Raw genomic sequence first — 12,890 nt, 5'->3', positions numbered from 1 at the left:
AGCATCATCGTCGCCTCCCGAACGACGCAGTAAAGACGAAGAAGATATGGCATTTAAAATTATGCGAGCCGGCTGCATTGGTGGCACCGTAACGAAATTTAATCGCTCCCCGCCATGGATCAGGAAGCGTCGCCCAATGAACATCCCGCATGTTTGGACAGGAGCGGGAGGCTATGCAACAGCGGATTGCCAGCCCTCAACGAGGGCGATCGCCTATCTCAAGACGGGCTAACAATATCGCCGCGGTCGTCCTTGCGTCGGCTGCCTGTTGCTCCAGCATTTTTTCCAGTTTGATCAGGGCGGCGTCTGTTGCGCGCCTCTCGCCTGCGCGTTGTAAATCGAGCTCCTCGAACCGGTTCAGGGCCTGCTCGCGAATCTGTCGTTCCTGCGTCAACGCTTCAGCCAGAGCATTGATTTCGTCGCGGAGCTGCCGGATTTGGTCGAAGAGATCCTGAAGCGCGGCATCTTGTGCGGATGATTTTTCTTCCATCGCAAGCATGCGCTCCGCCTGTTCGCCGGCGCTATCGTGCAAGGCGGTGAGCTCAGCCTTGGCGGCTTCAAACTGATCGTTCAGCAATGCGAACTGCTTCGCGCTAATTGGCCAACTTGGCATTACAGCGGCATCCCTTCATCGAGGGTTTCTCGGTCCAGCCGGCGTGCGGCAAATTTATGCGGCGTATGGGCCATGATCCGCAGCGCTGCGGAGCCGACCTCTCTTGGCTCGATCTCTCGGAGGCAGGCGGCGCCATAGGGGCAGTCTGCCGCGCTGTTCAATTGGCAAGGCGAGCAACCAATGACGCGGGATAGGATGATGGCGTTTTCACCTAACGGTCCCCACTCTGTCCGCTGATGCGATCCGCCAAAGATGCAGACGGTTGGTGCTCCAAGATAGCAACTAGTATGTGTGATCCCGGAATTATTGCCGATGACGCAGCCAGCTTTGCGGATTTTGTCGAGAACCGCGCCCCAGGGCAGCCCACAGTCATTGACGACGCGCTCCGCCGTGAAGGGCCTCACGATCTGAGCTGCGGCGAGCCGCTGCCCGCGTGTTCCAATCACACTGAAGCGTACTTCGGGCCCAAGCTGCGGCAGCAAAAGCTCGATTGCCTTGCCATAATTTTCGGCAGGCCAGTCTCGCAGTGCGTTATTGGAAAAAGGAGCGATTACTATTTCGCTCATATTGAGCCGAGCTCCGTGAGCAAGCCAACACGATCCAATCGGCGGGCGATCAACTCCACCAGCAGATCAAGGTAATCTGACTGATGTAGTTCGCCCGGAGCGCCCGCTCTGATCAGTCTTCCGCCAAAGAAACTGAAGGGCAGGGCGGGAACTTCATCGACGTCCCATATGCGGAATTCAAAGAGACTGTCGGGTTGCTCTACGTCGAACTGGAGCTGCAATGGGTCGCCCTGAGCGATAATCCGTCGACACACCCGACGTGTTTCGAGCGCGATATCAACCATCAGAAGGCCCTCACGATCCGGTGCGATTTCCAAAAAGGGATCGAAGAGATATCGGCCGGCACGAAGACGAACGTAGGGGCCCCAGATAATGGCAGAACCGTGTCTCACATTCTCCGCCGAGTATATCGCCCGGTGAGATAATCTTTGAACATAGTCCTGCGAATGGAATGCGTGGTGATTAAAAAGGGTCTCGCGCGCCGCCTCACGACTTGTCCTATCGAGATCGATTGGCAGTGCGATGTCCAGGAAAGGATGATCGGCACGTGTGCCCAGCCCGGCCTTAAGTCTTGCTGACACACGCCCAAGTAGGGTCCGTGTGTCAGCATCTGTGCGCAGATCGATGGCAAGATCATAATGTTCGGGCAGCGCGGCTTCCAACAACCCGCGCTTGCCAGAGACATCGACGGCTTCCTCGCTCGAGTTGCGGGGAAAGGCGTCGAAGGTATGGACTTCATCTGCTACATTCAGGCTACGCGCCAAGTCGAAGTTCCACGACCCTACCACAAGAGTGATATGCGCGCGCGGAAAAAGGGCGCGCACGCGCTGTAGCGCAGATATGCCGATAATGAAATCGCCGAGATGGTCGAGCTTCAGTATCAAGATACGCTGGTGAGGGCTAGTACGGGCTGTTTCAATGCGGGTACGTCGCGGCTGAAAATCATAATCGGGGCCGCCGCTTGCGTCAGGAAGCGGCTTCGCCAACGCCCAATGCGGTTGTTCAATCTTCTCGACCGCCAGAAGGATGTCGCTCTGGCCGGTCTGCGGCGCGCCAGTAAGGTTGTAATCATATCCCGTATCGTCTTCGCAGAGCAGGCGGACACGGTAGGAATTGGGTTCAAGCGCCTCCTCGATCTCGTCCATTAGAGAGCGGGGCGTATATAGCCGGCGCTGTTCGGGATGATCGCGAATGGGCAAAAATAGCTGGCGCTCTGCCAAGAAAGCGTCAGGCACCACTATCACCAGATGGCCGCCAACCCGCACATTCGCGAACCACGTTTGGAGCGCAGCTCGATAATTGGTAATGTTCTGCAATATACGGACGGCAACTATCGTGCCGCAGGGGGCTTGGCTAATCGAAGCTCCGTTCGAGCTTACGCTCACAGCATCGGGCGCGATATACCTGCTAAGTAATCCGGTTCTTAGCCGAAGCAATTCATCCCCGTTTGAGCTGGGTGTTATATTGAGATCCGCCTTCAATCCGTTTGCCCTCCTGAGCTAGAATAGCGCTGAAACACGGAAACGGTCCACCGCCATTTCAATCGGCTAACGGAGTGACGAAAATTGTCGGAGACAGAGCCTGAGCCTACCGCCTCAGGATATTTGACGATTGGATAGTTTCTCGTGTCTCACCTCAGCTCGGAGGCATCGATTCACCAGGCAGATGTCAACACGCCAAAACTTTAGTCGGTTAACCGTCTGGAGAAGCGGATGCGTTTGCGCGCCGGCGGGGTCGTAGAGCCGCCATTTACAGCAAATTGCGTGAAGTCTCCTGATCGCAATGCTTCAAGCTGCGCGATCGTCTCTGCGTCGCTCGGTGCACGACGAAGGGTGTCCGCTAACGCCGCCTCAGCAGCCGGTGCATCACCGCAAGCGGCTAACATTGCGCCGACGCGCCGCCGTTCGACCACATCGTAAGGGGTTCGTGTAAGTATCAACTTCTGCGCGCGCATTGCGGTCTGGTGATCACCCAGATCCAACGCCGCATCGCGAATATGACGCATGACCGCGTCGCGATCCGATCGGTTGGCCGCAGCATCCAACAAGGCGCGCAGCGGCTCCAGTCGCCCCAAGTCAGCCAGTATATCGGCAAGCTCGACTGTAATATGCTCCGGCAATCGGTTTGACAAAACAGCGACCCAGCGCTCGATCTGTTGGGTAGCCTCGCCGCCACTTGCGAGTGCGATCAACCCCAAGACGTCCTGCCCTCCGCGCACAATGTTGCTAACGGCAGAAAAATACGGTCCGAGGCCCCCAGGGCTCAAGCAAGCCGCGAATTGCAACAAGCTTACCGAGCCATGTGGTGCGAAGGCTAAAACCTGATTGCTGCGCAAAAATGTCTGCAGCTCATATGCGGCGTAACCATCGACAAGCTCGCCAAGCGTGCCATTGACGCGGCCACTGATGTTGGGTGGCGGCCCGTCAACCAAGTCGCGCCATGTCGCCAGCAAACTCGCTAAAGCTAAGCTCGCTTCCGCAGTGGGTTGCTGTGAAAGCAAGTCTGCGAAGCTATGACAGGCGGCGACCGGATCCGAAGTGGCTGCGGGCGATGTCACCGGGTCAGGTTTGCACCGCGCTATGGCCACAGTAAGTTCAGCAACCGCGCGGGTAACTGAATCTCCCGGAGTCACGTTTCTGGAGTCGAGGGCACCGAACCCCTCACGTAGCCTAGCCGTGCTTCGGACAAGTGAGGCCATCCTCGCCTCACCCAAGGCATCTGCAAGATCCGCAAAATCATGCCGGTCCTGCACGGTTGTCTGATTGCGCGCCAGGGCAAGGAGGGAGCGGCGCAACAAGCGCTCAATCGCCGCGTCCTGGGCCCTGCAGGTGTCAGCCACTTCAGCGAAACGTGAGTCTACCATGATTCCCTAAGCTGTTTCGGCTGGAATGCGCGTAATTGCGTCAACCAGCGATCTCCAGTAGCGCTTGGACCGCCTTGAAGACTTCTTGCGGCTGGATGTTGCGAATACAGGCAAAATTCTTGCCGCAATCCTCTCCCTCCGTAATTCCGCATCCTGCGCAGGGCACGCGTCTGCTAATGATGGAGCCGGTAATCTCCTGCCCCCATTCGCTCCAATTCAGACGCGCCATGTGGAGGCTCACTACCGGCGCCCCCCTCAGAGCAGCTAAATGCTTGGGACCAGAATCATTGCCAATAAAAACGGTGCAATGCGCCAACAGGGCATCGAATTCTTCGAAAGCTACTTTGCCTGCGATGACATGGATACGTGCGGCATGTGGCCCGCTCGCCAATGCTGCCTCCGCGGTCGTGAGTTCGTCCGTGAAAAGGACGACCTTAAGATCGGTGTGCTCGAGCAGCAGGTTCATAAGCTCGGCAAAAAATGGCCAGCGGCTGTATGCGATGCGAGCGCCCGCATGAACGACAGCGTAACGTCGCTCTTGAGTTAAGCCATAAGCGGTCAGGTCGACTGCCTGATCGTTCGGTATCGGGGTCGCATGACCATATGCCAGCAACCCGAGCCCCTCGACCAGCAGCAATATCTTGCGGGATGGAGGCATGATCTCAAGGTTGTTGACCGGATCGTGCGCATTGAAATCAAGCCCGGCATCGAGCCACGGCGACTGCCTATCCTTGAACCCATATAGAAATCGGGCTCCGCTCAGCAAAAGTAAGGAACGAGATTCGTCGCCTTCTCCAAGGTCGATTGCGACATCGAAAGCGCGGGGTTTGAGCTGTCGTCGTAACTGATCCTGCGCCTCGATGCTAAGGACGCGGCGGCGTTCGATCGCACTCTCCGCAAATTCGACCGTGACGATGTCATCGAACAGGCCCAACTGTTTCGCCAACTCTGCGTTGGCCGGGGTCAGCAGCCCAGTTAATTCCGCACTAGGAAACAGAGTACGCAACCGCCGAATGGCGGGAACTGAGCAGACAAGATCCCCTAATTGATCAGCGCGTTGTACCAGGATGGTTCGAACAGGATCGGGTAAAAGCACGCGCCGCGTATCACGGACGAGGCTCGGCGCGGAATTTATGGCTACTTCCAACGGTGTGTCGAAAAACTGGGCGGGAACCAATGCGTCCGAGATCCCATCGACAACAGCTTCGCTGGGGGCGACTACTGATACCGTTTCGCGGTGTCGCCGTATGCGCCGGCCAGCATGATCCATGAAATCCAAGTCAACAACATGGCGACCGGGAGTGATCGGGGAGAAATCGTGCCAAAGATTGAACACATATTTGATCTGCTCACCATCGGCCTGCGGATAAGCCAGCAAAGTTTCTGCTTGGAGCATATCTCCGTCAAGCAGCAGGCGAACCTCCGAAAGGCCTTTCGGTGCCAGCCGATACCCCCTTATGGCCTCGACCCCCTGCAACGTCTTAAGGTGTCCCCAGCGACTGTTGGTGCGACGACCGCCTAGGCGGAAGATCCGCAGGAGATTGCGATCGACGGTTACTCCTGCGTCTGCCCCGCGCGGTAGCAACTCCGATATGACCCAATCGGGCCGTCCGTCATGATCTGCCGCATTCAATACGCCTCCGACGGATCGAAGCTCACGTTCGGCGTCATCCCAGCCAGGCAAGAGTTGCAAAGCGCGCAGATAGCTCGCCTGCGCGGCGTCCCTGCGCCCTGCCAGCTTGTGGAGATGCCCGATCTGCAAGGCAAGGTCCGCGTCATTAGGCAGGTCTGCGGCGGCAAGCTCATATTGTATCTGCGCGGCGGGAAGGTCGCCGCTTTCCTTGAGCATGTGGGCCCACTGTGTGCGGATCCGCGGGTTGTGAGGGTTGAAGTGTGCCGCTTCTTGATAAAGGCCAGCTGCTACACCGAACTGACGCGCGTCGCGGGCCTCGTTGGCGCGTGCGACCAGACGGCGTGATATTCTAGACACAGATGCATACGGTATTTCCCGCAGAATCAGGCGCATCATTCTCGGCACGAGTGAGTGGTATTTCCCCGTCATGGGGCCACCGTTTCCGTGTTGAACCGCCACTGCATTTAGAGAAGCCGCTGCACAGCAGCCATGACTTCCTCCGGCTTGATACCACGGATACAGATGAAGTCTCTGCCGCACTCTTCGGGGTCGTGACTGATCTGACAGCCGGCGCAGGGCAATTTACGGCTAAGGATATAGCCGCCATTCTCTTGGCCCCATTCATTCCAGTTGTTACGCGCCATGTGCAGACTGACGACCTTGGCGCCACGCAACGAGGCAAGATGTTTTGGGCCAGAGTCATTGCCGACAAAGACGTCGCAAAAAGAAACCAGAGCGTCGAACTGATCGAACTCCAGCCGGCCGTCAACCAAATGAAAACGATTAGATAGTGTTAATGCTGCAGGAAGTACTGCACGCATTGCCGGATCGTCCGTCAACATAACTACCTTAAGGCTTGTATTAGCCAGAAGGCGCCTCGCTAGTTCGGCGTAATGGGGCCAGCGACTGAAGGCCAGCCGCGCGCCATCGTGGAGCACGACAAACTTATCGCCAAGGTTGATTCCGAAGGGGCCTAGGCTGCCTCGATCCAGGTCATCGCGCCGGGTGACATTTGGTTCGCTACGCATCATCGCACGCAGCCATTCCATCATGCCGATCAGCTTGTTGGTATGCGGGACGACTTCATGCCCGTTCATCCGATCGTGCGAATTCCCTTCCACGTCGAGCGGCAGATTGGGCACAAGATGATGACGGAACCCAAAGCGGAAAGGAGCTCCCGAAAGCGCCAACAACAAGCGAGACGGTGAATTTTCCGAGAGATCGATTGCCATATCGATATCGAGAGGTTCCAACTTCGTCCGAAGGGCAATCTGATCCTCCAAAGGCATGATCCGACGACGTTGCCAGCGATCGTCTGGAAAATCAGCGACGATTATATCATCGAACAGCGAAAGTGTTGCACCAAGTTCGGCATTCGCAGGTGACAGCAGCCCGATCAGTCGTGCGTCGGGGAACATCGCACGCAACACTCGCAATGCGGGAACGGAAACAACCATATCACCCAACTGGTCGAGCCGTTGTACAAGGATTACCTTTGGAGAGGAGCTCAACAGGCTGCGTATGCCAGGGCGGACCATGCTGGGGCGTGCATTTATCTGCTCATCGATCGGCAGATCTGGATCTATATTGACTAGCTGATCGGAACTTGGGAAATCGGCTTCCCACAAAGGGGCTGCTATGACCAGAGTTTCATGGCGGTGTTGGCTCCGTCCCCGCATGTCTATAGCGCGAAGCTCGAACCGGTGACGGCCATAGGAAAATTGCGAGAAATCAAACCAGATGTTGAATGTGTATTTTCGCAGGTCAGAATTGTCCCGCTCATAGGCAAGCGAGGCTCCTGCCTGGGTGGAGCCCCGATAAATGAGCTGATCATTCAAATACATCTGTACTTCGACGACGGGCGTCGCCGAAATGCAGAATCCACGGATCGCTTCGACTCCGCGCACCGTGTTTACAATACCCCAGTGGCTTCGTTCCTGGCGGCCCCATGCGCGCAAGGCGAGTTCCTCACCATGTCCGTGCAACAACGCGTCGGGATGGGAGGGAAAGAGTTCGGGTGCGAGGCGATCGATGTCCCGTGCGGCTGCAACGGCATTCCCGGCGTCGATCAGCGTCGGCACTAGCTGTGGAGACGCAGGGGGCGGCGCGTCGCCCGCCCAGCCAGACCGGTCGATGTTAGCCAACTCTTTACGCGGTGCGTCCCAGTCGGGGCGCAGCTCCGCGGCGCGGCCATATGCCAATCTCGCTTGGTCTAGCCTGCCCCAGCTCTTGTAGAGATGGCCCAATTGTTGAAAGGCATCCGCATCAGAAGGCCGTAGCTGTAGAGCGATCCGATAATGCTGCTCAGCCGCCGCGTGATCGCCCAAATCTTTCAGCATATTGCCACATTGGACGTGCACCCCCGGCTTGCCTGGGACGAGGCGTGAGGCCTCGCCATAAAGGAATGCGGCGTCACGAAACTGACCGGCATCGCGCGCGGCATCTGCACGTCGAACCATATCTCGCGCGATGTCGCGCAAAGGTGTGCGCCAGGGGCGCCAGTTTGCAACTTTTTTTGTTAAACGCATTACGACTGCCGCCAACTTGCAATGATTTTAAACATAAAGTCTGACAGCTTTGAATACTTCTTCAGCGCTGATGTCACGAATACAGGCGAAGTCCTTTCCGCAATCCTCACTGTCATAGAATATGTCACATCCGGCGCAAGGAACCCTGCGGCTCAAGATCACGCCGTCCCCCTCGTGGCCCCAGGTGCTCCAGTTAATCCGCGCAGTATGCAACGTTACGGTTTTGATACCACGAAAGGACGCCAGATGCTTTGGTCCGGAATCATTGCCAACGAGCACGTCCGCAAAAGAGACAATCGTGTCAAAATCATCATATTCGAGCCGTTCTTCCAGCAACTGGAACTTTGCCGATGCTACTAGCTGTGGTGCGAGTGCGGGGCGAACGTTCCGATCCTCAGTCATCATGACGACCTTCAAATCCGTTCGTTCGATCAGCAAGGCTGCTAGCTCGGGAAAGCCCGTCCATCGCGAAAAGGCAACACGCGCGCCCATGTGAAGGACGATGTATCGATCCGCAGCGGAGATGCCGAACCGTTGTAGTCGTTTGCGGTCAAGGTCGTCTCGGCGCTCAGTCCTGAAGCTATCCTGCACGATTGCGCCCAGTGTCTCCACAAGCGCCATTGTCTTGCGCGAATGCGGCACGACGTCCAATCGATTGACAGGGTCACGGGTATTGAGCGCGAAGTCGGCCGACAGCCAGTGGAAATCACTGCCCTCCACGCCATACAGGAACGGAGCACCCGAAAGCTGGAGCAATTCACGAGAGACGCCTGCTTGGGCAAGGTCGATCGCAAGATCGAACGCATAGGGTTGCAGCCGATCCCGCAGAGCTTGCTGCGCGTCCAGCGGCATAATTCGCCTGCGTTCCATATCGTCATCGGGGAAATCGACGACGATGACTTCGTCGAAAACGCTCAGGCTTTCTGCGAATCCGGCATTGGCGCCAGTAAGCAGCCCCACGATTCGGGCTTCTGGGAATAGCTCTCGGAGGCGACGCATCGCCGGGACGGACGCCACCATATCGCCGAGCTGATCAGTTCTCAGAACAAGCATATTTGCTACCGCTCTGGGCAATAGTTCACGGCGAGCGGATCGGACCATACTAGCGCGAGCGCGAATACGTTGCTCAAGCAGTGTGGGATCCGCGCTGCGCTCTTCGACGAGCGCATCCGAATCTGGAAAATCCACTTCCCTCAATGGCGACGCTATAACTATGTCGTCGTGAAACGAACGCGCCTCGCCCTCGGCATCCAATAGCCTGAGCTCGAACATGTGCCGGCCAGCGGGAAGGTTGGCAAAGTCATACCAGAGGTTGAACACGTATTTGTTGAGGCCGTGCGGATGCCGCTCTTGCATCAGTGCATACGGACCGCGCACTGACCCCCGATGAAACAGCCTGCCATCGAGGAGTAGCTGAACCTCCGCAACGGGTGTCCGCGAAATACCAAAGCCGCGAATTGTTGCGACTCCCCTCACAGTGCGCTTAACACCCCAGGCGCCTCGTTCGTGCCTTCCCATCTGACGAACTTCGACGCACTCATTATAGTCGCGTAGCAGCGCACCTTCGGGCCGCGGTTGGAGCGCTGGAACCAACCGTACGGATTTACTGCTATCCGCAAGCGCCTGCGCTGCTTCAGCGAGGTAGAGATCGGTGGCAGGGATTTCCATCGTAGCGGCAGATGTTTTGGGCAGCGCCGCAAGTTCGTTTTGTGCCTCCTCCCATCGCGGTTTCAACGTGATCGCTCTTTGATAGGCATCACGTGCGGCGGCAAGCCGCCCGACCTTCTTATAAAAATGGCCCAACTGCAGTGCGAGGTCGGCATCGTCCGGCATAAGGCGCTGAGCCGCCAGATAGGCCTGCTCCGCCGCCTGCGTGGCACCGGCCTCTTTCAGCATATGGCCGTGCTGAACGTGAATCTCGCCACGTGACGGTGCCAGCCGCAGCGCCTCTTCGTACCAGACGGCTGCCCGCGACCAATCGCGCGCGTCGCGTGCAGCGTCACCGCGTGCGATCAGAAAGGCTGCGATCTGCCGATTGGCGTTCAGCGGCGCGCGCCTCCTCAATGCATCGCTACCGAACACGGTGTTCCTTCGTCACTTACGCATCCCGCACGGAATCGGCCGGTTTCAGCAGCCTCGTGATCGATCCCTCTTGCGCCTGTCAAGAGTAAGGAGTCGATGCAGGTGCTGGCGTCAACGGCGCTTGACGCATGCGGGAGCCTGTGGTCCGTGCGCCACAATTTTCGAAAGGATGCGTGTGCTTAATCTAGCAATCGGAACGCCGGTCACGTTTGGCGAGCGGGAGTTTATCCGCACGAGAACCGGTGTCTCCGGGCACGCCGTTTTTGGTCCATATCTCGAGGTCGAGCCAGGCAGCTACCTTGTCGAGTTTTCTGCAACGTTGGCGGAAAATGAGATCGTAGCTGCCGATAGCATTTATGCATTGATCGACGTCGTTGCGGACATGGGGCAGACGGACATTGTATTTGATTTTGTGACCGGGCGGCAGCTAAGCGACGAGTCAGAATCAATTTTTATCGCGTTCGATCTTCAAACTCCAACCATGCTGGAGTTTCGGTTTTACACGTCCGGTGTCGTTGCTTTGCTTGTCGGCGACGAGCCCGTTCTCCGTAAGCGTGACGTCAACGAAAACTTGATTGTCGCGGTCCCTGATCGTCACGCGCGTTCGCTACGCTCGTTACTTTACCGTTCTATTCCTATCGAAATTGCCGATCAAGACGTCGTAGTTACGGTGGCTCGTTCAGCCATTGGGGATCTTTTCGGGCCTGGGGATGCTACCGCCCCGGAAATGGCACGCGAAATAGCCGAGCGAGTGGCATTTAAAGGCGATCATGAAAATCGGCTGTATAGAGCTTTCATTGGCACGGATCAGCCAATTATATCACCACCTCGGGAAATTCCATTTACCTCAACGCTATGTCATCAGGCTCATTTTGCTTACGATCAGTATCGTTTTTGGTCACGAGCAATGAAGGAGGAGCCTAAATTCTATCGTAAACAGTGGGAGTTTGTTTACATTGCGCAGTCGCTTTTTGAGCGAGGGCTGCTTGCGCCGGGCAAGCGTGGCGTAGTATTTGGTGCCGGACAGGAACAGTTACCTGCTCTCTTTGCCTCCTTTGGTGCAGAGATTTTGGCGACAGATCAAGCAGCCGATGATGCGGCACGTTCCGGATGGGTCGCCACTGGCCAGCACACGTTCGATCTTTCTGCTTTGAACCAACGTGGAATTTGCACGGCTAAGATGTTTTCTGAACTTGTATCGTTTCGGGCTGTTGACATGAATGCAATCCCACAATCGTTAGATGAAAGCTTTGATTTTTGTTGGTCCGCTTGCGCGTTGGAGCATCTCGGGTCGCTGGAACATGGATTGCAGTTTATCGAAAACTCAATCCTCACTCTTCGCCCTGGAGGAGTGGCTGTTCATACAACTGAATTCAATCTGTCATCTAACGATGATACATTTGAAAGTGAGTCTTGCTCATTCTATCGACGGTGCGATATGGAAGCTGTTGTATCCAGACTGACTGAAAAGGGTTATTTGGTTTCACCATTTGATTGGACTATCGGCGAGGGTTTTGCTGAGTTAGTTGTAGATTTGCCGCCATACGGGCGAGGAGAGCCGCATATTCGACTTAGGGCGGGTGATTACGATTGTACCTCCGTGGGTTTAATCGTAGAGCGGCCTTTATAGTTTTTGTTGCAGATAGCATTGATATCGTCATAATTGTTGATATTTAATGTAGATAATATAATTATTGTGAAGACGACATTTATATTATCTCTTTAATTTTTGTTGACTAAGTTTTGCCTGATCCAAGTGCAGGGATTGCGCAGATAGGAGGCAGAAGAGTAATGGCGTACACTAGCTGGTCTATCCAACGCGAAGATATCATGCTCCTGCGGGCGCTAAATAATGTGCATCACGATAACGGATTCTACATTGATGTTGGAGCCAATCACCCGACATATGACAACGACACAAAGCTATTTTATGATCATGGATGGAAGGGTATCAATATCGAGCCATCGCCGCATTGGTTCAAATTAATTCAAGCCGAACGCCCACGGGATACAAATATCCAAGCTGCGGCGTCTGACGTCGATGGTGGTACGATAACCCTATACGATCATCCCGAAGGCGGCCTAGGTACCGCGCATGAGGTCTTTGCAGACCGGCACGCAGTCGAACTGGGCATAGCCAAGCATGGTGTTGAGGTTCCGCGGCGTACTGTCGCATCAATCTGTGAGCGGTACATTAAAGACCCGCACAAGCAGATTCAATTTATGAAAATTGACGTGGAAGGGCACGAGGAGCAAGTTATTCGCGGCTGCGATTTCAAGCGCTTTCGCCCTTGGATTTTATGCGTCGAAGCGGTTGAGCCGCTGAAAGTTCATGTTCCTACGCATGAGGCCTGGGATCATCTGCTTGTTGAAGCTGGTTATCAATACACGCTCTTCGATGGATTGAACCGATGGTATGTAGCAGAGGAACATCCTGAACGACTCCCCGCCTTTGCTTATCCTACCGACGATTTCCTCCATTGGAGCTATCAAAAACGTATAGCTGATCTGGAGCGAAAGGTTCGCGAGCTCGAAGGTTAAAGAAACGAAAGCAGAGGTGGGATCGCAATGCTGATCCCGCCTCTGCAGAGCAAGGCGTAGTGCG

Annotated in this window: 9 protein-coding genes; 2 read left to right on the top strand and 7 right to left on the bottom strand. The window is 55.8% G+C overall.

Going from position 1 to position 12,890, the window contains the following annotated elements:
- Positions 1-196 precede the first annotated feature (196 nt).
- The 7 genes from ACSBM8_RS15895 to ACSBM8_RS15865 form a co-directional block, all read right to left on the bottom strand.
- Positions 197-577, bottom strand: coding sequence for a hypothetical protein (locus tag ACSBM8_RS15895; RefSeq protein ID WP_442678968.1), 381 nt, complete (start codon positions 575-577; stop codon positions 197-199).
- Between the two features lie 35 nt (positions 578-612).
- A complete protein-coding gene (locus ACSBM8_RS15890; protein ID WP_442678967.1) occupies positions 613-1,179 on the bottom strand; it encodes a glycosyltransferase family 9 protein in 567 nt (188 codons plus the stop codon).
- Complete coding sequence (locus ACSBM8_RS15885; RefSeq protein ID WP_442678966.1) at positions 1,176-2,495, bottom strand: glycosyltransferase family 9 protein; 1,320 nt, start codon at positions 2,493-2,495, stop codon at positions 1,176-1,178. Before ACSBM8_RS15885 ends, ACSBM8_RS15890 begins: the two co-directional genes overlap by 4 nt.
- A 368-nt stretch (positions 2,496-2,863) precedes the next feature.
- A complete protein-coding gene (locus tag ACSBM8_RS15880) occupies positions 2,864-4,042 on the bottom strand; it encodes a hypothetical protein (RefSeq protein ID WP_442678965.1) in 1,179 nt (392 codons plus the stop codon).
- Between the two features lie 40 nt (positions 4,043-4,082).
- Entirely contained in the window at positions 4,083-6,071 is a 1,989-nt protein-coding gene (locus ACSBM8_RS15875) for a glycosyltransferase family 9 protein (RefSeq protein WP_442678964.1), read from the bottom strand.
- A 68-nt stretch (positions 6,072-6,139) separates the two neighbouring features.
- Positions 6,140-8,203: a glycosyltransferase family 9 protein gene (locus ACSBM8_RS15870; RefSeq protein WP_442678963.1), complete on the bottom strand. Its 2,064-nt coding sequence runs from the start codon at positions 8,201-8,203 to the stop codon at positions 6,140-6,142.
- A gap of 27 nt (positions 8,204-8,230) precedes the next feature.
- On the bottom strand, positions 8,231-10,285 hold the full coding sequence (locus ACSBM8_RS15865) for a glycosyltransferase family 9 protein (RefSeq protein ID WP_442678962.1): 2,055 nt from the start codon (positions 10,283-10,285) through the stop codon (positions 8,231-8,233).
- A gap of 175 nt (positions 10,286-10,460) precedes the next feature.
- Here ACSBM8_RS15865 and ACSBM8_RS15860 point away from each other — a divergent pair, with 175 nt between their 5' ends.
- Positions 10,461-11,915, top strand: coding sequence for a hypothetical protein (locus ACSBM8_RS15860; RefSeq protein ID WP_442678961.1), 1,455 nt, complete (start codon positions 10,461-10,463; stop codon positions 11,913-11,915).
- Between the two features lie 161 nt (positions 11,916-12,076).
- Positions 12,077-12,826, top strand: a complete 750-nt coding sequence (locus ACSBM8_RS15855; RefSeq protein ID WP_442678960.1) for an FkbM family methyltransferase — start codon at positions 12,077-12,079, stop codon at positions 12,824-12,826.
- Positions 12,827-12,890: the final 64 nt, after the last annotated feature.

It is taken from the genome of Sphingomonas sp. ASY06-1R (genome assembly GCF_052180265.1).
GTDB lineage: Bacteria > Pseudomonadota > Alphaproteobacteria > Sphingomonadales > Sphingomonadaceae > Sphingomonas_I.
Note: the sequence above shows the minus strand (reverse complement) of the source record. Positions and strands in the feature narration are given on the sequence as shown.